20 protein-coding genes are annotated in these 19,020 nt (G+C 68.7%); 10 read left to right on the plus strand and 10 right to left on the minus strand.

What is annotated here, in order from left to right:
* Nucleotides 1-681: 681 nt before the first annotated feature.
* The 4 genes from RPX00_RS04805 to RPX00_RS04820 all read right to left on the minus strand — a co-directional run bounded on the left by RPX00_RS04805 (nt 682) and on the right by RPX00_RS04820 (nt 4,356).
* On the minus strand, nt 682-1,191 hold the full coding sequence (locus tag RPX00_RS04805) for an isochorismatase family protein (protein WP_406637847.1): 510 nt from the start codon (nt 1,189-1,191) through the stop codon (nt 682-684).
* Between the two features lie 57 nt (nt 1,192-1,248).
* Complete coding sequence (locus tag RPX00_RS04810; RefSeq protein WP_406637849.1) at nt 1,249-1,542, minus strand: hypothetical protein; 294 nt, start codon at nt 1,540-1,542, stop codon at nt 1,249-1,251.
* A 735-nt stretch (nt 1,543-2,277) separates the two neighbouring features.
* On the minus strand, nt 2,278-3,357 hold the full coding sequence (locus tag RPX00_RS04815; protein WP_406637851.1) for a glycoside hydrolase family 3 N-terminal domain-containing protein: 1,080 nt from the start codon (nt 3,355-3,357) through the stop codon (nt 2,278-2,280).
* Nucleotides 3,358-3,447: 90 nt separating this feature from the next.
* Nucleotides 3,448-4,356, minus strand: a complete 909-nt coding sequence (locus RPX00_RS04820; RefSeq protein ID WP_406637852.1) for an ABC transporter permease — start codon at nt 4,354-4,356, stop codon at nt 3,448-3,450.
* Between the two features lie 58 nt (nt 4,357-4,414).
* On the opposite strand from RPX00_RS04820, the gene RPX00_RS04825 reads away from it, so the two are divergent.
* Nucleotides 4,415-5,758, plus strand: a complete 1,344-nt coding sequence (locus tag RPX00_RS04825; protein ID WP_406637854.1) for a class I adenylate-forming enzyme family protein — start codon at nt 4,415-4,417, stop codon at nt 5,756-5,758.
* A gap of 215 nt (nt 5,759-5,973) precedes the next feature.
* Nucleotides 5,974-7,038: a reverse transcriptase family protein gene (locus RPX00_RS04830; RefSeq protein ID WP_406637856.1), complete on the plus strand. Its 1,065-nt coding sequence runs from the start codon at nt 5,974-5,976 to the stop codon at nt 7,036-7,038.
* On the opposite strand, the gene RPX00_RS04835 is transcribed toward RPX00_RS04830, so the two are convergent.
* The gene (locus RPX00_RS04835; protein WP_406637857.1) at nt 7,027-7,482 is read right to left on the minus strand and encodes a hypothetical protein; all 456 of its coding nucleotides are present in this window, start codon (nt 7,480-7,482) and stop codon (nt 7,027-7,029) included. The genes RPX00_RS04830 and RPX00_RS04835 overlap by 12 nt on opposite strands.
* A 1,112-nt stretch (nt 7,483-8,594) precedes the next feature.
* Entirely contained in the window at nt 8,595-8,789 is a 195-nt protein-coding gene (locus RPX00_RS04840) for a hypothetical protein (RefSeq protein WP_406637859.1), read from the minus strand.
* A gap of 305 nt (nt 8,790-9,094) precedes the next feature.
* Here RPX00_RS04840 and RPX00_RS04845 point away from each other — a divergent pair, with 305 nt between their 5' ends.
* A complete protein-coding gene (locus RPX00_RS04845; RefSeq protein ID WP_406637861.1) occupies nt 9,095-10,033 on the plus strand; it encodes an MCE family protein in 939 nt (312 codons plus the stop codon).
* Here RPX00_RS04845 and RPX00_RS04850 read toward each other — a convergent pair.
* Both RPX00_RS04850 and RPX00_RS04855 read right to left on the minus strand, forming a co-directional pair.
* Nucleotides 10,023-10,892: a class I SAM-dependent methyltransferase gene (locus RPX00_RS04850; RefSeq protein WP_406637863.1), complete on the minus strand. Its 870-nt coding sequence runs from the start codon at nt 10,890-10,892 to the stop codon at nt 10,023-10,025. The two genes, RPX00_RS04845 and RPX00_RS04850, sit on opposite strands and share 11 nt — an antisense overlap.
* Nucleotides 10,893-10,938: 46 nt before the next feature.
* The gene (locus RPX00_RS04855) at nt 10,939-11,358 is read right to left on the minus strand and encodes a PaaI family thioesterase (RefSeq protein WP_406637865.1); all 420 of its coding nucleotides are present in this window, start codon (nt 11,356-11,358) and stop codon (nt 10,939-10,941) included.
* A gap of 83 nt (nt 11,359-11,441) precedes the next feature.
* Here RPX00_RS04855 and RPX00_RS04860 point away from each other — a divergent pair, with 83 nt between their 5' ends.
* Nucleotides 11,442-11,861, plus strand: a complete 420-nt coding sequence (locus RPX00_RS04860) for a MarR family winged helix-turn-helix transcriptional regulator (protein ID WP_406637867.1) — start codon at nt 11,442-11,444, stop codon at nt 11,859-11,861.
* Nucleotides 11,862-12,062: 201 nt separating this feature from the next.
* Here RPX00_RS04860 and RPX00_RS04865 read toward each other — a convergent pair whose 3' ends face one another.
* Nucleotides 12,063-12,977 (minus strand): proteasome assembly chaperone family protein, encoded by a 915-nt coding sequence (locus RPX00_RS04865; RefSeq protein ID WP_406637868.1) that lies wholly within the window; start codon nt 12,975-12,977, stop codon nt 12,063-12,065.
* Nucleotides 12,978-13,151: 174 nt separating this feature from the next.
* Here RPX00_RS04865 and RPX00_RS04870 point away from each other — a divergent pair, with 174 nt between their 5' ends.
* From RPX00_RS04870 to RPX00_RS04885, 4 genes are all read left to right on the plus strand, one after another.
* A complete protein-coding gene (locus RPX00_RS04870; protein WP_406637870.1) occupies nt 13,152-13,664 on the plus strand; it encodes a PH domain-containing protein in 513 nt (170 codons plus the stop codon).
* A 74-nt stretch (nt 13,665-13,738) separates the two neighbouring features.
* Nucleotides 13,739-15,184 (plus strand): PH domain-containing protein, encoded by a 1,446-nt coding sequence (locus RPX00_RS04875; RefSeq protein ID WP_406642766.1) that lies wholly within the window; start codon nt 13,739-13,741, stop codon nt 15,182-15,184.
* A gap of 62 nt (nt 15,185-15,246) precedes the next feature.
* Nucleotides 15,247-16,002, plus strand: coding sequence for an IclR family transcriptional regulator (locus RPX00_RS04880; protein ID WP_406637872.1), 756 nt, complete (start codon nt 15,247-15,249; stop codon nt 16,000-16,002).
* Between the two features lie 16 nt (nt 16,003-16,018).
* Nucleotides 16,019-16,519 carry a GNAT family N-acetyltransferase gene (locus RPX00_RS04885; protein ID WP_406637874.1) on the plus strand — a complete coding sequence of 167 codons (501 nt, stop codon included), beginning with the start codon at nt 16,019-16,021 and terminating at the stop codon, nt 16,517-16,519.
* A 12-nt stretch (nt 16,520-16,531) separates the two neighbouring features.
* On the opposite strand, the gene RPX00_RS04890 is transcribed toward RPX00_RS04885, so the two are convergent.
* A complete protein-coding gene (locus RPX00_RS04890; protein ID WP_406637876.1) occupies nt 16,532-16,981 on the minus strand; it encodes a DUF4240 domain-containing protein in 450 nt (149 codons plus the stop codon).
* A 191-nt stretch (nt 16,982-17,172) separates the two neighbouring features.
* Between RPX00_RS04890 and RPX00_RS04895 the strand changes: the two genes are divergently transcribed.
* Both RPX00_RS04895 and RPX00_RS04900 read left to right on the plus strand, forming a co-directional pair.
* Nucleotides 17,173-17,370 (plus strand): hypothetical protein, encoded by a 198-nt coding sequence (locus RPX00_RS04895; RefSeq protein ID WP_037361241.1) that lies wholly within the window; start codon nt 17,173-17,175, stop codon nt 17,368-17,370.
* 636 nt (nt 17,371-18,006) lie between these two features.
* Entirely contained in the window at nt 18,007-19,020 is a 1,014-nt protein-coding gene (locus RPX00_RS04900) for an esterase-like activity of phytase family protein (RefSeq protein WP_406637878.1), read from the plus strand.

Genomic DNA, 19,020 nt, shown 5'->3' on the forward strand with positions numbered 1-19,020 from the left:
TCCCGCGAGCGCTCGCCCCTTCCTCAGGACAACGCTCGCCAGTCCAGCCCGAAGCCGCTCCACCAAGCCTGAGTTCCGCAGCCCAGGCGGCAAAGTCAGCCGAGCCGGTCCGGCCGGAAGTCTCTTCCTCACCGCCAGCACAGTCCGGCACCAGACCATCCGCACACGACTCGGAGCCAACGGCACGGCGCGGATCAGCACCCGACGCCACCTCACCGTGCGGCACCAGACCGTCCGCACTCGCCTCGGCGCCAGCGGCACCGCACGGGTCAGCACCCGAGGCCGCACGACTGGACGCCGCACCGTCCTCGCTCGCACCGCCGCCAGCCGCATCACCCGCAGCAGAACCATCGGTACCCGCGGCCACACCGCCGACCACATGACCCGTAGCAGCACCCCCGCCATCAGCTCCGGACGTCGCCCCAGCGTCGCCGGACCGGTCCGCCGACACCCCGCCACGGTCGTGGCAACCGTCGAGACACCGATCGACGCCTCGATCGTCATCCCTCCAGCCGGAACTCTCGCCGGAATCACCAGCCGCAGACGTCATGGGCTGAGTATTGGCCCGCGCTCGCCATCCAGTCCAACGCCTGTTTTCGCTGCGATTCAGCGATGAAATCGATCGCCAACCCGAAAGCCCGTCGACCAAAGCAGCCGCCGTCGACTCGACGGCACCGAGGATCAGCCGAAGACCACCTCCTCACTCCCGACCAGCTTCACGCCCGCCGCCGACAGTTCCGCGTCAACCCGTGCGCTCTCCTCCGCGGCGGAGAGTTCGTCGTCATAGGTGGCGTGAGCGTCTTGTACCAGGGTGACCTCGTGCCCCCGCTCAAGGGCGGCCAAGGCGGTAGCACGAACACAGAAGTCGCTCTGCATCCCGGCCAGCACCAACGGCACCGAATCCGGCAGCAAGGAACCCAGCGGGGTATCGGCGAACGAATCGGGTGTCTGTTTGTCGACTATGTGCTCGCCCGGGCGGACCTCATGCACCAGTTCCCAGCCGGAGGTGCCGGGAACGTCGGGATCGTCACCGGTGCCGTTGTTCCGGATGTGCACGACCTGAGCACCCGCGGCCCGCGCCCGTTCGAGGACGCGCGAGATCGCGGCGGCAACCCGGTCGGCGTCGGGTACGGGGGTGGGCGGGAGAAGCATGTTGTTCTGGACGTCGATGAGAAGCAGCACGGGAACCATGCCAGAAGCATCTCAGCCACCACCGACAAAAAACGCGGCTCGGCCGAAAGACCTCGGTTACGAATCCCGACGTTCCCGCGCGGCATCCTGCTTGCCGGACGGTCGCGGATGCGGCATCGGACGTTGCCGGGCGACCGGGTAACGGGCCAGCGGATGCGCCTCGTCGAGCCGGTGACGGGCACGGCGCGGCACGTCGTCCGACGGGGAGACCCACCGGCGCGCCGAATCGTCCGACGGGACGGCGGGAGGCGGCGGAGCAACAGGGCGACGCCGGGCGGCGCGGCGCAGGAACACCACGGCCAGCACCACGAACACCGCGGCGACGGCCACCAGGAGCCACCAAGCTTGCATTCGTCCTCCCGTCTGGGTGGGTCGCACGCAAGGGTGCCCGTTCAGCCCGTCGGCAGCGCGATGTCCACACCGCCGGGTGTCACCGGAACGGGGTAGTTTGCTGGATAATCACGGCAGGAGCGCGCCGTGCGGGTCCGGTGGCAACGACCCCGGCCGGGAACCAGCGAGGCTCCGGAACAGCGCGACGCTTCACCACGCGACCAGACACACCAGCACCCGCCTCACCCGCTCGACAAGGCGCACCGGCGATGCCCCTCACCGCGCGGCAAGGCACACCAGTGCCAACCTCATCGTGCGGCGCACCGACACGAACCACACCGCCCGACGAGGCACACCGACGGTGACTCGTCAACCGGCACGGCCTACCAGCGCGAACCTCATCGCATGGCGAAACGCACCAGCAACAGCCTCACCGCACAACCAGGCGCACCAGCACCGGCCTCACTCGCACGACACGGCCCACTAGCGCCAACCTCATCGCACGACGTAGCGCATCGACAGCAACCTCACTGCCCGACCAGGCACACCGACACCGACCTCAACCGCACGACACGACCCACCAGCGTCAACCGCACCACACGACGAACCGCCAGCAGCAACCTCACCGCACAACCAGGCCCACCGGCACCGACCCCACTCGCACGGCAAGACACACCGACGTCAACCTCACCGCACAACCAAAAGCGTCGAAGACAGCATCTCAGCAACCCGCAGCCAACCCCACCGCCGAAAGCCTCACTTCAACCCATCCCGCAGGGCCGAAACCCGGTCCACCGCCGCAGTAAACTCACCGCTCGGCAGCGATCCATCCGACAACCCCGCCGCCAGCGCGGACGCCGCATCGTCACCCTGGCCCACATCCCGAGCCGAGGCCAGGATCAAATCCATCCCTGCCTTAGCCGCCAGCGCCGCACGGTTTCCCGGCCCGCCATAGGATTTCAGCGCGCCAGCCTCCAAAGCATCCGTCACGGTCACCCCGGAGAACTTCGTGCCGGTTCGGAGTTCCTGCACCACCGCGGGAGAAAGCCCAGCCGGACGGGCGGCGTCCAACGCGGGATACACCGCCCACGAGAGCATCACCAGTTTCACCCCCGCGTCCACCACCGGGTGGTACGGCGCTTCATCCTTCGCACGCAGCTCAGGCAGCGGGATGTCCAGGGTTACCGGGCCGACATCCGTGTTGCTTCCCGCCGGGACGGCACCCAGGCCAGGGAAATGCTTCGCCGTCGCCGCGACGCCCGTCGCCTGCTGGGCCGTCACGAAATCCCGGCCGAGTGCGCCGGCTACCTGCGGATCGCGGCTGTAGGAACGGCCGTACTTGTCGATGAAATTCCCCGATTGGCGGTAGACATCCAGAACCGGCGCGAGATTCACGTTCATCCCGACCCCGGCGAGGTTCTGCCCGGCCCCAGTACCAGTGGCTTTGGCCGCCGCCGCGGGGTCCGCGGACTCCGCGACCTGCTTCGCCGACAGGGCGGGCTCACCAGGCAACCGACGGACCTTGCCGCCCTCCTGATCCGTCATCAGCAGCAGCGGACGGTGCACCGGGCTTTGCGCGTTCGCGTCCCGCAATTGCCGTACGACGCCGGCGATCTGCTGCGAGCTGGAAACGTTCTCCCCGAAGAAGATCACGCCAGCCGCTTCGCCGGCGCGGATTCGCTGCAGCAAGGCGGCGGGCGGGGTCAGGCCGGGATAGGAGTAGATCACCCGCTGTCCGGCGAGCTGTCGCGGCGTGAGCCCCGCCGGGGTCGCGGCGACCGTGCTCATCGCGAGCACCGCGACTCCGAGCGCCTGCAATGCCTTCCGACGCTTCATGTGGCCTCCGTTCTCGCGCGGGTCCTCACGACAACGCTAGCCCCCTGCGGCCGTGCGCGCTTGACTGGAGCAAACCGTCCTAAATGGACATCAGACCCAGTACGCCACCCGAGCCCGGTAGTTGCGCAAGACCAGCAGCGCCAGCGACCAGCCGACCACCGTCACCACGCCCGCCACGAGCCAATGCGTCCAGCTCTGCTGCTGTCCCACGAGCGGCGCGCGCACGATCTCCACGAAGTGGTACACCGGATTGAGCTGCAGCAAATTCACCGCGACAGAGCCGAAACCTTCGCTCGAACCCCGGTTCATCGCCCGCACCTGGTCCATCGACCACATGATCGGCGTCGCGTAGAAGAGCATCGTGATAAAGCTCTGGATCACCGGCGGAATGTCGCGGAACCGGGTGGACACCACCCCGAACAGCAGCACCACCCACGCCCCGTTCAGCAGCACCAGCATCAGCGCGGGCACGGCGAGCAGCATCCCCCAGCCGAGCCCGGGGTGCAGTAACGCGCCTTCCTTGTCCACCAAACGGTACGGCTGCGAAAGCTTCCCGAAGAAGACCGCCAATACCACCAGGTACACGACGAGGTTGTGCGCCAGATACAACGCCTGCCGCCACACCGTGCGCAGCGCGTACACCGACACCGGCGCCGGCAGCTGCTTGATCATTCCTTCGTTCGCGATGAACGTCTCGGAACCCTCAACGATGCAGCCGTTCATGAAGTTCCACAGGATGAGCCCGGTGGTGATGCTCGGCAGCAAAGTCGCGATGGACGTGCCGAACAACGCGGAGTTCACCACGCCGAGCGCGAGCGCGGTGACCGCCATTCCGACGGTGATCCACAACGGGCCCAGCGAAGAACGGCGGTAGCGCTGCTTGATGTCCTGCCACGCGAGCAACGCCCACAGTTCCCGGGCGCGCAACCCAGCCTGCAGATCTGCGAGAGCGCGGCGCCAACTTCTCGATGCCGCGTCGATCGCGGGCGGAGCGGTCATAACAGCGAATCTAGCCGCGATCGCCGTTCCCGGCCAACACACGACTACGGTGTGCCGGGTGAGCTTCTTCCTGTCCCGCGTCCTTTCGGCGCTCCGCGACGGCGGCGACACCGTGCTGTTCCATCACGACGACACCACGATGACGTACCGGGCGGCGTCAGAGCTGCTGTCGCGGCTGTGCGGCGGGCTTGCCGACGCACGCGGCATGATCGCGATCGACGCCGCCAACCGGCCGGAAGTGGTGCTCACGCAGCTTGCCGCGCAGCTGCGGGGGCTGGAAGTCGTGCTGATCGCCACGTCCGCGAGCCGTCCGGCGCGGGCGGCGACCTTGGCGGCCACCGGCGCGACCTTGCTCACCGACGCCGACCTCGACAAGCTCGCCACCGCACGTCCGTCCATTCCGGACTCGTTGCCGGACAGCGTCACGGCGATCTTCCCCAGCGGCGGCACCACTGGTGCTCCGAAACTGATCCGGCACAGCGGCATCTACAACGGCGTGGCGCACATTTTCCAGCCGGACGGCACCAAAACCGCCCTCGTCACCGCACCGCTCACGCACATGACTGGCAACGCCGCCGTCCTTGGCGCGCTTTGCTGCGGCAATACCGTAGTGCTGCACCGGGAATTCGCCGCCGAAAAGCTTCTCACCGATCTGGAACAGCATCGCATCACGACGCTTTCCCTTACCCCGCCCAGGCTCGCCGCGGTTCTCGACCATCCCGCACTGTCCACTACAGACGTGTCCAGCGTGCAACAGCTCTCCCTCGGTGCCGCACCATTGCCGCCTCGCCGGTTGGCCGAGGCGCTCAAGGTGTTCGGCCCGGTCGTCGGCCAGGGTTACGGGCTCACCGAAGCACCGATGATCGCCAGTATCTCTGCAGACGAAGTGCTTGCCCGGCCGGAACTTCTTGGCTCCGTCGGTCGCATCGTGCCCGGAATGGAGGCCCGGATCGAGAACGGCGAGGTACTCGTCCGCGGACTGTCCATGATGGACGGCTACCACGGACAGCCGCCGATCGGCGACGGCTGGCTGCGCACCGGCGACCTCGGCCGCTTCGACGAAGACGGTTACCTCTACCTAGAGGACCGGATCGACGACGTCATCGTCACCGGAGAACACGGCACGAAGGTCTCCTCGACCACAGTGGAGCACGCGCTTCTCAGCCACCCCAAGGTAAAAGCCGCCGCAGTGGTACCCGCAGCCGGGCCGGACGGAACGCTTCTGCACGCGGTGGTGGTCGCCGAGGAAACTACTGCGGAAGAGCTGCGCCGCCAGGTTCGAGAAGAACTTGGCGGCGAACACTTCGTACCGTCCACCGTGGAGTTCCGTGCCGCGCTGCCGCTCACCCCGGTCGGCAAAGTGGACAAACAGCGGCTCAAGCGCTCAGCGAACGTTGTCTAGCGCAAAAGTTGTCCTCAGCAATAATCCGCGTCCAGGGCGGGCACTTTCTCCCGGCCACCGGATTTTGTCGGTGATCTTCACTAGGGTGGGGTTCAGCGACGCGGAGGTGAGCCGGTGGAGGACCACCCACTCCGGGGCAACCCCGGGGAGCAGCACGACACGTACCCTCAGCGCCCCGCGCAGCGGCGGCACGCTCCGCGTACAAGACAGCGCGGATGAACGGAGAACGAGTCGCCTCCGCGTCGCTGCCCGGCCCGATGCCGGTGTGGCGCTGGCCGGTCGCGCGCTGGACGACGTTCGACGAATGCGCCGCCGCCCTCGACCTCACCCCCGGCGAGCTGGCCTGGTTCGCCGACGAACGCGGCTGGCACCGCCGGTCCCGTCCGGTGCTCCGGCACTACCGCTACCGCTGGATCCCCACGTCCACCGGCGGCGTCCGGCTGATCGAACAGCCGAAACCGCGCCTGGCCGAGGTGCAGCGCCGCGTCCGCAGGCACGTGCTCGACGCGCTGCCAGTCCACGAGGCCGCGCACGGGTTCCGCCGCGGCCGCTCGATCCACACCTGCGCTCTCCCGCACGCCGGACAAGACCTGGTGGTGCGGCTGGATCTGGCCGGCTTCTTCCCGACAGTCTCCGCGACCCGCATCCGATCGCTGCTCGACCTGGCCGGCTATCCGCAGGCAGTCGCGGCCGCGATCGCCGGAATCCTCACCACCCGCACCCCGGTCGACGTCCTGCGCGCCGCCCCCGCCCGGTCGGCCATGCTGAACCACCTCGCCGGGACGCACCTCCCGCAAGGCGCACCGTCGTCGCCCTCGGTGGCGAACGCGGTCACCCACCACCTGGACCGCCGGCTCTCCGGCCTCGCCGCCGTACTGGGCGCGAACTACACCCGTTACGCCGACGACCTCGCCTTCTCCGGCGACGCGAGCCTTCCGCTGCACCGGCTGCTGCCGGGCGTCCGACGGATCGTGACCGACGAGGGCTTCCGCCTGCGCGACGACAAGACGTCCGTGAAACCGGCGTACCGGCAGCAGCGCGTCGCGGGTTTGGTCGTGAACGCCGCACCAGCCGTCGCCCGCGCCGAGTACGACGAACTGCGGGCCGTGCTGCACAACTGCGTCCGCACCGGCCCCGCGCTCCAGAACCGCGAGGGGCATCCGGATTTCCGCGCGCACCTGCTGGGCCGGATCGCGTGGATCAGCGCGACGAACGCGGCGCGCGGCGCGAAATTGCGCGCTCAGTTCACCCGGATCGACTGGCCGCCTTCAGACGGATAACAGGCTCAGATTCCGCTCCATCTCAGCCCACCATCCAGTCGCTGGAACATCGCGCGGCTGAATCAACGAGGCTTTGACCAGAATGTCGGGCCGGTTTTCTCGCCAAGCGTAGGAAAAAAGCTCGTCATAATGCGCCCGCGGAAGCCACCCTTGTTCCCGGCCCGCTTCCAATCGCATCAGCTGCCGGGCAAGATCCACGCTGCTTCGGTCACAACTGCGAAACGCGCTCGCAAATCTTTGCACGGCCACCGTATCCCCGCGCCGAACCGCCTGGCAGGCAAGGAAAAGCGCGGTCACGGCGAGGACATCCGACCGGTGCACCCCACCCTCCGCCGCCAGATGTTCCGCCAGCTGAAAACTGCGCTTCCGCCGTCCCCGGCGCACCATTTCCGCCAGCGCGCGCTGTTGGCGAGTGAGATATTCGTCTTCCCGCAGGTACTGCACAGCGTTTCCTCCCCTGCGCCCGGTCCCGACCCAGGCCGCTTCCCGGTACAGGATGCTCCACCAGGGTGACAGATACATCGGCGACACTCAGCCGTTCGGAGCAAAATATCACCCAGGGGCATCGACAGTACCCGACCGCGCAAGCACGGGAATTCTTGCCGTGCCGAAGGAATCGGGGTCTCAGCAGGGTTCGCGGGAGTTCGGGACGCGAGTCGGTTTCCGCATCAGTTTTGCCGCTTGAGTGGCGTTGCCGACGCGGATGCGGTGAGAGGCTGCGGAATCCGCATCCCTGAGTCGACTGACCTCTGTGGACACGTCGCGGACGCCGGGAGCGTGATCGCGAATCGCTTTCATACCAAGGACTTGTCCAGCCGAAGCGGAGCAGGCCTCCGGGCGGCCGGGGCTTCGATTTCCGCTATCCGCGCGGTTTCCCGGCGTGATTTCTGAGTGCGATTTCACCCGTTCGGCCCAATCGGGCGTGATGAATCGAGGCTGGCACGCTGCTCTGGGGTGACTGGCGAGGCTGCGGTCAGCCAGGATGCGAACAGCTCGGGACAGCTCGCCGATTGGCGGACTGGCTGTCTCGCAGCCGAGCGCCCTCCGCGCACCACGCGAATGTCCCTCCCGGCTGGGTTTCCTGCCCAACCGCGACCCCGGTTCGACGCACTGAAGCACGCGACCGTCCCGTCAGGATTCCCTGTCCGCCGGAGCCGAAACCGCCCAACCCCAGGACAAACGGCCCAGCCGTCCCCGCAGCTAGGCCGCACATCCACTGCAATTTGGCCGCAGCCAGCCCAGCTGTCCCCACAGCTAGACCGCACATCCACTGCCGCCCAGCCGTGCCCACACAGCCGGACCGCGCATCCGCTACCACTCAGCAGCGGCCAGCCCAACCGCCCCCACAGCCGGACCGCACACATCCACTACCGCTCGGCCGCAGCCCAGCCGTCCCCACAGCCAGGCCGCGCATCCACCGCCACTAGGCCGCAGCCAGCCCAGCCCTCCCCAGGGCCGGACTGGCGCACAGCCTGGCAACCCCCGTCCGCGCCGATCCGCATACCGGCCGCGGCATCTTCCTCAGCCGGAACTCCCCCGGCTGAAACCGGAGTACCTCAAGCGACCTCGGTCCGGCTGCCGCCGGGCGCGTGCAGGCCCAGCATGTCCAGCAGCAGGGCGCATTCCTCGGCGTCCTTGGCCTGCGACGCGACGGCCAGCGCTGCCTTGCGGCGGCGTTCCTCCTGCCGGGCCGCGTCCGTGTCGTCCACGAGGTCTGGCGCCGGGTGCAATCCGGTGGTCAGGTCTCGCATGATGGCTCCTCCCCGATCGGCGTGAGCGCGGACCCTTCCCGCGCTCGCTGCACACCCCTTCAACGGCCGAGCCGTGCCGGATGTTCCGATGACTCCGATCACGTCGGCAGGCCATGCGCGGACGGCAGCCGCGAAAGAGCCGCCGGGAAACGGGGCCGGTGCAGGGCACGAACGTAAAGCGTCCTAAGTGGACTGACCGCGAAAAGCGCCCATTCGGGTGGAGTGAGTGGACTCACCCGGCTGGGCGAGTCACCATCCACGCTGTGCATTCCGACCGGCGCCCTGTGCGCACCGCTCTCGTCGGGATGACTGTGCTCGCCCTCGGCTTCCTCACCGCGTTGCAGGCGCCCAATCTGCCGATCATCGGCGACGGCACCGCGTATGCCGCCGAATTCAGCGAGGCCGCGGGGCTGGAGACCGGCAATGACGTCCGGGTCGCCGGGGTGAAAATCGGGCGGGTGTCCGGGGTTTCGCTCGACGGCGCGTCCGTCCGGGTGTCGTTCCGGGTGTCGGGGGCGTGGCTCGGGGACCGGACGTCGGCCGCGATCCGGATCAAAACGGTGCTCGGCCAGAAGTATCTCGCGCTCGACCCGGTCGGGGCCGGCTCGCTCGATCCGGACACGCCGATCCCGCGCAGCCGGACCACCGTTCCCTACGACGTGCTGCCCGCGTTCCGCCAGCTGGCCACGACCGTCGACGCCATCGACACCACCCAGCTGGCGCACAGCTTCCGCGCCATCTCCGACACCTTCGCGCACACCCCGGCCGCCGTCCGCGCCACGCTGACCGGGCTGTCGCGGCTGTCCGATTCACTCTCCGCCCGCGACGCGAAACTGGCTCACCTTTTAGCGGGCACCAGAACGGTTTCCGCCACGCTCGCCGACCGCGACGCGCAGCTGACCCGGCTGCTCACCGACGGCAACCAGCTGCTGGCCGAGGTGCAAAAACGCGAGTCCGCCATCCAATCGCTGCTCGCTGGAGCCCGTCAGCTGGGCAAGGAAGTCTCCGGGCTCGTCGCCGACAACGATCGCGAACTCGGGCCGGTGCTCGTCCAGCTCGACCGGCTGACCGCGTTGCTCGAACGAAACCGCGCGTCCCTCGGCGAGGGAATCCAGAAACTGGCCCCGCTCGTCCGTCTCGCCGCGAATCTCACCGGAAACGGCCGTTGGATCGACGGTTATCTGTGCGGCCTGATCTTCCCCTCGATCGGACCGCTCAACGAGCACGGCTGTTTCACTCCATGAGCCCCGGTCCGCCGGTGATCCGCACGGTGACCTGGTTGTCGTTGTAGGTGTAGGCCTCGTAGGTGAACTCGACGCCGGTCTTCTCGACGTGCTCGGTCCACGCCCGGTACTCGTGCCGCTTCCAGCCGGGGAAGTTGAAAAACTCGTCGAAGTGCACGATGCTGCCGACCCGCAGCCGCGGGCCGACGTTGTCCAGCACCGTCTTCGCGGAGCTGTAAAGATCGCCGTCCACGTGCAGGAAATCGACCGGTCCGGGGTGCTTCTCCAGGAACCCGGGCAGGCTGTCGGAGAACAGGCCGACGACCAGTTCGGCTCCCGGCACGTCGGGCAGATCGTCGCGGGCGAAGGCGCCGGCGGGCATGCCGTTGAGCCACGCCTCGGGCAGGCCGTCGAACGAATCGAAGCCGTACACCTCGGTCGCCTCGCGCGCGGCGGTGATGGTGCGCAGCGTGTTGCCCGACGCGACGCCGAACTCCAGCGCCATCCCGCCGGTGGGCGCGAGGGAAAGCGCGTACTTCAGCGTTTCCTTCGGGCTGCCGAAATGCCGCGCCCCGACCAGGTTTTCGCGCGCGAAGACGTTGCTCTCCAGCGCCGCGTCCTGATCTCCGGCGTACACGATGTCGCGGCGGCTGCGGATCTCGAACTCGACCACCCGGTCCAGCAGCCGATCCCCCTGCCGGACGATCTCCGCCCGCAGGTCCTCCCGCGTCCGCTCCAGTTCGGCGCGCAATGCGTCGAGCTGCGCGGTCTGCGGATCGCGCAACCGGGCCGCGGCCCGGCGCAGCACCAGGCCGGCCTTCCGGCGCAGCGCAGGGCCCAAAGTCCTTGTCGTCAGCCGATCTTGGCTTTCCTGGTTCATCCCGGGACGATAGCCGACAACCGGACACCGCTCCGAACTGCCCGGCTTACCCGGGAGTAGCCGACCGCTTGACCACCGCGGATCCCTGTGCGGCCGCGCATAACGTCGAGTTTCCGTCTCCGTCCACTGTGTACAGATCGCAGCGGCAGGTGGCCCGCGAACGACTCGCTTGCACGACCGTCGCTTCCGCGCGCAGCAGCACCCCGTCGGCGGGTACGAGGTAGTCGATGGAGAAGCCGCTCGTGAGCAGCTGCGGGCCGAGCACGGTTCCGGCGGCGAAGGTGAGCGCGTTGTCCGCGGCGTAGGCGAGGACGCCGCCGTGGAGGTAGCCGTTCTGCTGGCGGAGGTCGTCGCGGACGTCCAGCTCCAGCACCGCGCGGCCGTCGCCGAACTCCTCGACCCGCGCGCCGAGCAGGACACTGAACGGTTGCGCGGCGAGCCCGGCGCGGGCGAAGTCCAAGTGCACTTTTCGTCCTCACTTCAGTAGTGAAGTGCTTCAGTAGTGAAGTGAGGATGGCGGTGCGAGGAGAACACTGTCAAGATCCCCGCATGGCCGCCGACGAACGTCTTTTCTTCCTGCTGCAAAGCGCGGCACACCGGCTGCGCGTCGAGGGCGACCGACGCTGCCTCGCCGCGGGCGGCGTGACGACCGCGCAGCTCGGCGCGCTGCTCGCGGTGCACGATCAGCCGGGGCTCACCCAGCGGGAACTGGCCGCGGAGCTGGGCCAGCGCGAATCCGCGATCACCGCGATGACGGCGCGGCTCGTCGAGGCCGGGCTGATCGTGCGGCAGCAGCATCCGGAACAGCACCGGGCGCTGGTGCTGGACCTGACCCCCGAAGGAACCGCGACGCTCGCCCGGCTGCGGCCGGTGATCGAATCCTTCAACGGCGAACTGCACGCGCTGCTCGGGGACGCGTTCGGCCCGACCAGCGAGGCACTGCGGTATCTGGCGGGCTGGCCGGGCTGAGGGGACCCCAGAACCGCGGCTCTCCCGGGTGCCGCCGGAACCGGACCGGCTAGCCTGAACCGAGATGTCACCCACCACACCCGCCCCCGCCGCCTCCCGGCAACGTGCGGCCCGCACCATGTCCGGCGTGGCGATCATGACAGCCCGGCTCTGGTGGGCCTGGCAGACGATCCGATCCGCGGGTGTTGCCTACCTCTCGGCTCAGCGGTCCGAGCCGTCCCCGCCCTGTTCCGCGAGGAACCGCTCGAACTGCGAGCCCAGTTCGTCGGCCGTCGGCATGTGCTCCTGCGATTCGGCGAGCAGGCTGTGCCCGGACGCCTCGGTGAACGTGTCGTACTGACGTTCCAGCGCGCGCACCACGTCGGCGGATTCGTCGGACTCGGCGATCTGGCGGTCGATTTCGGCCTTGGCCACCTCGGCCGCGGTCCGCAGTTCGCCGTCCGGCAGGCGCAGGCCGGTGACCTTCCCGATCGAGTCGAGGATCGTCAGCGCGGCGGCCGGGTACGTCGACTGCGCGAGGTAGTGCGGCACGTGCGCGGCGAAGCCCATCGCGTCGTGGCCCCATTCGCCGAACCGGTACTCCAGCATCGCGGCGGCGCTGCCCGGCACCTGCATCCGGTTGGGCAGCGGCTGGTGCTCGCCGATCAGGTGCTCGCGGGTCGCGTGCGCGGTGACGCCGAGCGGGCGCGTGTGCGGGGCCCCCATCGGAATCCCGTGGTAGCCCACGGTGAGCCGGACTCCCCAGCGTTCCACGAGCTGGCGCACGGCGGCGGCGAACAGCTCCCATTCGCGGTCCGGTTCGGGGCCGGACAGCAGCAGGAACGGGATGCCGTCGTCGTCGTGCAGCAGGCGGACGACCAGCTCGGGGGCCTCGTATTCCTCCCAGTGGTCGACCGCGTAGATCATCGCCGGGCGGCGCGACCGGTAGTCGATGAGCCGGTCGACGTCGAACCGCGCGATGACGCGGTTCTCGACCTCCCCGGTGAGGTGGTCGGTGACCAGCTGACCGGCCGAACCCGCGTCCATGAAACCTTCGAAGAAGTGCAGCAGCACTGCTCCGTCCAGGTCGGGGACGTCCGAGTCCACCTCGTACAGTTCCTCGGGATCGAGTCCCACCGGATCCTCCTGCTGCTCGCTTGCACGGACGTACGCGGTACAACGCGGCCCGGCTGCGAATCCATCCCGCGCGCGGCGGAAATAGTAACGCCCCGCATCCATCCGCCACCCCGGATCGGGGCATCGTGACACTTGTCGTGGGCATCTCCGCGGCCGGTCGGGCACTCTGAGCGGGTGAACACCGAAGGATCCACCACTCTTGAACTGCGGTTGCGCCCGCCCGAACACCGGGTGAGCCGGCGGGCGATCGGCCACTGGGCGGCGTCGGCGGGGGCCGGCTGGCTGCTCGTGCTCGCGGTGCAGGCGGTGGTGGTCGCGACCGCGGACGACCCGCCGTCGTGGCTCACGGTGACGCTGCTGCTCTCCTGCGTGCTGGCCCCGCTGCATCTGCTTGTCATGCCGCAGTGGCGCTACCGCGTGCACCGCTGGGAAGTCACCGGCGAGGCCGTCTACACCCAGTCCGGCTGGCTGAAGCAGGAGTGGCGGATCGCACCGATCTCGCGGATCCAGACGGTGGACGTCGAACGCGGTCCGCTGGAGCAGCTGTTCGGGCTGGCGCGGCTCACCGTCACCACCGCGTCCGCCGCCGGGCCGCTGCGCATCTCCGGTCTCGACCGGGAGGTCGCGGTCGCGCTGGCCGACGAGCTGACCCGTACCACCCAGGCCGTGCGCGGGGACGCGACGTGAACGCCACCGCGCCCTCCCAACCGGTCGCTGCCGAAGGCACCGGCGACGCTCCCTGGCACCGGCTCGACCGCCGGATGCTGCTGATCCGCCCGGTCCTCGACCTCGTGAAGTCGCTGCCGGTGCTGGTCGGCGCACTGGTGCTCGGCCACGGCAATTACTGGCAATGGATCGGTCTCGCCGCCACCGCGGTGACCATCGGGGTCGGCATTTCGCACTGCCTCACCTCGCGCTACCGCGTCACCGCGACCCAGATCGAATGGCACACCGGGTTGCTGCTGCGTAAACAACGCGCCATCCCGCGCGACCGAATCCGTACCGTAGACGTGCTTTCGGAACCGAAACATCGGCTTTTCTCGTTGTCCGCGGTACGAATCGGTACCGGACGGCACGATCACGGAAAAGGCCCCGGCAAGGACCAGCTCGTGCTCGACGCGGTCACCCGCGCCGAAGCCCAGCGGCTGCGGACCCTGTTGCTGCACCGGAAACCGGTGGAAACGGAAGCGCCGCCGGAGTCGCTCGTCGCCGAGGTCGACAAGCGGTGGGTGCGGTACGCGCCGTTCACGCTGTCCGGAATCGCCGTGGTCGCCGCGATCCTCGGCACGGTTTACCACTTCGCACACGAGTTGCACTTCGATCCGACCAGCTTCGGGCCAGTGCGCGACCTGACCGCTCGCGCGCTCGAACAACCGGTGTGGCTCACCGTCTTGGTAGCGGCGGCCGGGCTGCTCGTGCTGGTGTCGGTGCTGTCGATCGGCGGATACGTGCTGTCGTTCTGGAACTTCCGGCTCACTCGCGAACCAGGTGGCACGCTGCACATCCGGCGCGGGCTGATCACGACGCGGTCGGTGTCGATCGAGGAAGACCGGTTGCGCGGCGTCGAGATCAAGGAACCGTTGCCGCTGCGGATGGTCGGCGGCGCGAAATGCGTCGCGGTGGCGGCCGGATTGCGCGAGGGCAAGGGCGCGGACCGCGGCGGCGGCCTGCTGCTGCCACCCGCTCCGGCCGCGAAAGCCCGGGAGATCGCGAGCGAGGTGCTCGGCGAGGATGTCGCGAATGTCCCCCTCGTGCGGCATTCCGGGCGCGCGCTGACCCGCCGGATCACCCGCGCCGTCTTCTCCGTGCTGGCGCTGTCGGCCGCGTTGTTCGCGCTGGCCCGGCTGGACGTGCTGCCGGAATGGCCGTGGCAGGCCGCGCTGGTGCTGCTGCCGTTCGCGGTCCTGGTCGCCTTCGACCGGTACCGCACGCTCGGCCACGCGATCACCGGCCGGTACCTCGTGACCCGTTCCGGGTCACTGGCCAGGGCGACGGTCGCGGTCCAGCGCGACCGGCTCACCGGGATCGTCGTGCGCCAGTCGTTCTTCCAGCGGCGGGCCGGGCTGGTGACCGTCATCGCGCCCGTCGCCGCTGGAAGCGGCCATTACCGCGTGCTGGACGTCGAGGAAGGCGCCGGGCTCGCGCTCGCCGACACGGCCGTGCCCGGATTGCTGACCCCGTTTCTTACTGTGCCGGACAAAGCGTGAGTTGTGGTAATTTACCGACGCGTTCGTGACTGAATTCGGTGCTCTCGCGAAGAGGTTTCAGGATGTCGGAACCCGGGCTCCGTCGCACGGCCGGGGCCAACAGTTCCCGGAAAGTGCTCCAGTTGCTGCTGTCGTTCACCGAACAGCGCTGGGAGGCCAGCGTGGCGGAACTCGCCGGGGTGATCGGCAGCCCGGTCGCCACCACCTACCGCTACGTGCAGTTGCTGAAAGAACTGCAGCTGCTCGAGGAATCGCGGTCCGGGCGCTACCACGTCACCAGCCGCGTCATGCCGCTCGCACGCGCCGCCCGGCTGGCGAACGACCTCGCCCGGATCGCGCGCCCGACGATGGAGGAGGCCGCGCGCGAACTCGGCGAGACGATCCTGCTGTTCCAGCACTTCGGCGAGTTCGCGGTGTGCAGCGACCGGGTGGAATGCGACCGCGCGATGCGGTTCACGTTCCAGCCGGGGCATTCCATCCCGCTCGGCGTCGGCGCGACCGGGAAGATGCTGCTCGCCCTGCTGCCCGACGGCGAACGCGAACGCCAGGTCGCGCGGATCGCCAGCGAACGCGGTTCCGAGGTGCGCGACGACCTCAAGCACGCGCTGGCCAACCGGTACGCGCAAAGCTGGGGCGAGATCGAGGACGGCGTGTGGGCGTGCTCGGTACCGGTCGACGCGGACCGGCTCCGGCCGAGCGTGCTGAGCCTCGTCGGACCGGCCACGCGCGTCGGCGACGTGGAACGCGAACGGGCCATCACGGCGTTGCGCGAGTACGCCGCGCAGATCGGAAAAGCGATTTCCGAGTACTCCGTGTAGCCGTAAAATCGGGCCAGTGATCCGTCTCGCGACCCCGGCCGACCTTCCCGCGCTGTCCGACCTCGAACGCGCCGCCGGCGAACCGTTCCGCGCCTTCGGCATGCCCGAGATCGCCGACGACGCACCGCCCACGGTCGAGGAACTCACCGTGTACCAGTCCGCGGGCCGCTGCTGGGTCTGGGACGACGACGGGACGATCGCGGCGTACGTGCTCGCCGAGGAAGTCGACGGTTTCGGGCATGTGGAACAGGTTTCGCTGCTGCCGAGCCACGCGCGTCGCGGATTGGGGCGGGCGCTGATCGAGACAGTCGGCGAGTGGGCGGCGGAGCGGGGACTGTCCGGGCTGACGCTGACGACGTTCGCCGAGGTGCCGTGGAACGCGCCCTACTACGAGCGGCTCGGATTCCGCGTGCTGGCCGAGGAGAAGCAGGGCCCGAAACTGCGGGAGATCCGGCGGGCGGAGATCGCGCGAGGGTTGGACCGGTGGCCTCGGGTGGCGATGGTGCGGCCTTCTTGAGTCCTTGCGGTTTCAGCTCCAGCCGTCGGGGTTCGACCCGGTCTCGTAGTCGACGGGACTGACGTGTTCCCAGTCCTTTCCCGTCGAACTCTCGTAGGCGTGTTGTGCGACGTAGAGCAGGAATTCCGCCTCGGGTCCGCCGGTCCCGGTGTACGAACGGAATTTCGCCGGGTCTTCGAGAACGGACCGGTACTTCTCTTCCCCCGCTAGCACCACCGCTGCCCGGTAGCAGAGGAAGGCGTCGTTCGACAGGGGCAAGCCGGTGGCGGCGGACGGTGTCGCGGCTAGTTCGGACCGGTCCAGGTCGTAGAGATGCCGGGCGAGGATGTCTTCGAACTGCTTGATCTCCGCTTCGCCGCGTTTGCGGAGTTCTTCTTCCAGGGGAACGAAATCGGCCTGATCCCGCGCCGGAGGGTCCCGGCGCACCAGGGAGATGAGCGCCCAGAACTCGCGATCGTCCATCGGGGCCTGGTCCTTCCGGGTTGAGGATGCGCGTGGCCAACGTAGCGGAGCGGACCGCCGAACGTGGGTCGCTCGGGAGGGGGACCTGAATTGCTCCGCGAATCGAACACGTGTTCTACTGGTTGAGCCGGCCCCGGAGGGGAAGCTCCGCGGGCCGGCACCCAGTCGTCGATCGATCTCCAGGAGGCAGTGTGGCGGTCAAGATCACCCACCTCGCCAGTGGTCAGCAGGTCCGCTTCGCGAACGCGGACGGCGCCCGCCGCTATGCCGAAATCATGGGCGGCGGGGTGGACAAGTGGCGGTTCACGATCGTGCCCGGGGACAGCGGGGCTCCCGGGATGCCTGCGGCGGTGGTCAATGTGCCGGTGTGGCGGACTGCCGCTCGGTAGCGGCCGGAGCGAACTGCGGGCGGGCACCAGCGAGGGCGGCCGCGGGGCGACGGTCGGTGCGGGCCGTCGCCTGCGGGCCGTCGCTGGATAGCCGCGAGCGCTGGCCACCATTCGACCGTGGCCAATGCGACCCGCCTGCCAGCGACCACCAGCGCGGTGCCGCATCCGTTAGCCGCCCTTGCGGAGCGCGGCATCCGATAGCCGCCCGCGGAGCATCGCGCCCAACAGCCGCGCGGGCCACCGCCCGATAGCCGCCAGCGCGAGCCGTCGCCCGGCGGCCGAGAGCGATGGTCACCATCAGAACCGCCGCCAGCGCGAGCCACCGCCCGGCGACCATGAGCGAAGGTCACCGTCAGAGCCGCCGACCGCCGCCATCCGGTGAGCACTGGTCACCGTGCGAACCGCCGTTCAGCAACCACGAACGACAACCTCCGCCGAAGTTCCGGTCAGCGTGCACCCGGTGTCGATCATCGGAACAACGTCACCTGCTGTTTGTTGCTTACCGGCCGCGCCTTGTGCTCCACTGTCGATCACCCACTGCTGTAAGTCCCGCGCGAGGGCGGGGCCGCCGCTTGTCAGCAGCGACCACCTGGGCACGGCTTTGCACCGTGCCGGACGGACAGAAGGAGCGGCTCCTTGCTTGCGCACCAGCGTGGAACACATCGGCGTGGAAAAATCCGGGTCACCGTCGCGTTGTCGGTGCTCTCGCTCGCGGTTGGGGCCGGTGCGGCCCACGCGGCGACGAAAGCCACCGCGTGGCCTGGGGGGTCGAAGGTGGCCATCGCCGACGACGCCGGGGTTTTCGGTACCAACCTCAGTGGCGTCTCGTACGAATCGCCTACCGTGCTGTGGGCGGTGAAGAACGGCCCGAGCACCCTGTACCGGCTCGTGCCGGACGGGAACAAGTGGAAGCCCGCCAGCGGCTGGGGCGAGGGCAAGGCCATGCACTACCCCGACGGCAGCGGCGATCCGGACGCCGAAGGGGTCGTCTTCACCCCGGACGGCGTCTTCACCGCCACCGAGCGCGACAACGACGACGGCGACACCAGCAAACCCGCCATCCTCCGGTACGACGCCTCCGGTTCGGGCGGGTCGCTGAAGGCGACCGGGGAGTGGGACGTCACCTCGGATCTGCCGTCCGTGGAGCCGAACAAGGGGCTCGAGGCGATCTCCTGGGTGCCCGATTCGGCGCTCACCGCGCACAAATTTCGGGACCAGCACACGAAAGCCGCCTACAACCCGGCGAACTACCCGAACCACGGGACCGGCCTGTACTTCGTGGGGCTCGAGGACAACGGGAAGGTCTACGCGTACGCGCTCGACCAGTCCAGCGGCAAGTACACCCGCGTCGCCGCGTTCGACAGTGGGTTTCCGGCGGTGATGGATCTCGAGTACGAACCGGCGACCGGTCACCTGTGGGCCGAATGCGACAACACGTGCAAGGGCCGCACCAGCACGCTCGACATCAACGCCGACGGTGCGTTCGCGGTCACCGCGCAGTACGACCGTCCGTCCGGGATGTCGAACTACAACAACGAGGGCTTCGCGATCTCGCCGAACTGCGCGAACGGGAGCAAGCAGGTCGTGTGGTCCGACGACGACAACGACGACAACCACGCGCTGCGCACCGGAACGCTCGCCTGTAAGTAG

This window comes from Amycolatopsis sp. WGS_07 (assembly GCF_045278895.1).
Classification (GTDB): Bacteria; Actinomycetota; Actinomycetes; order Mycobacteriales; family Pseudonocardiaceae; genus Amycolatopsis.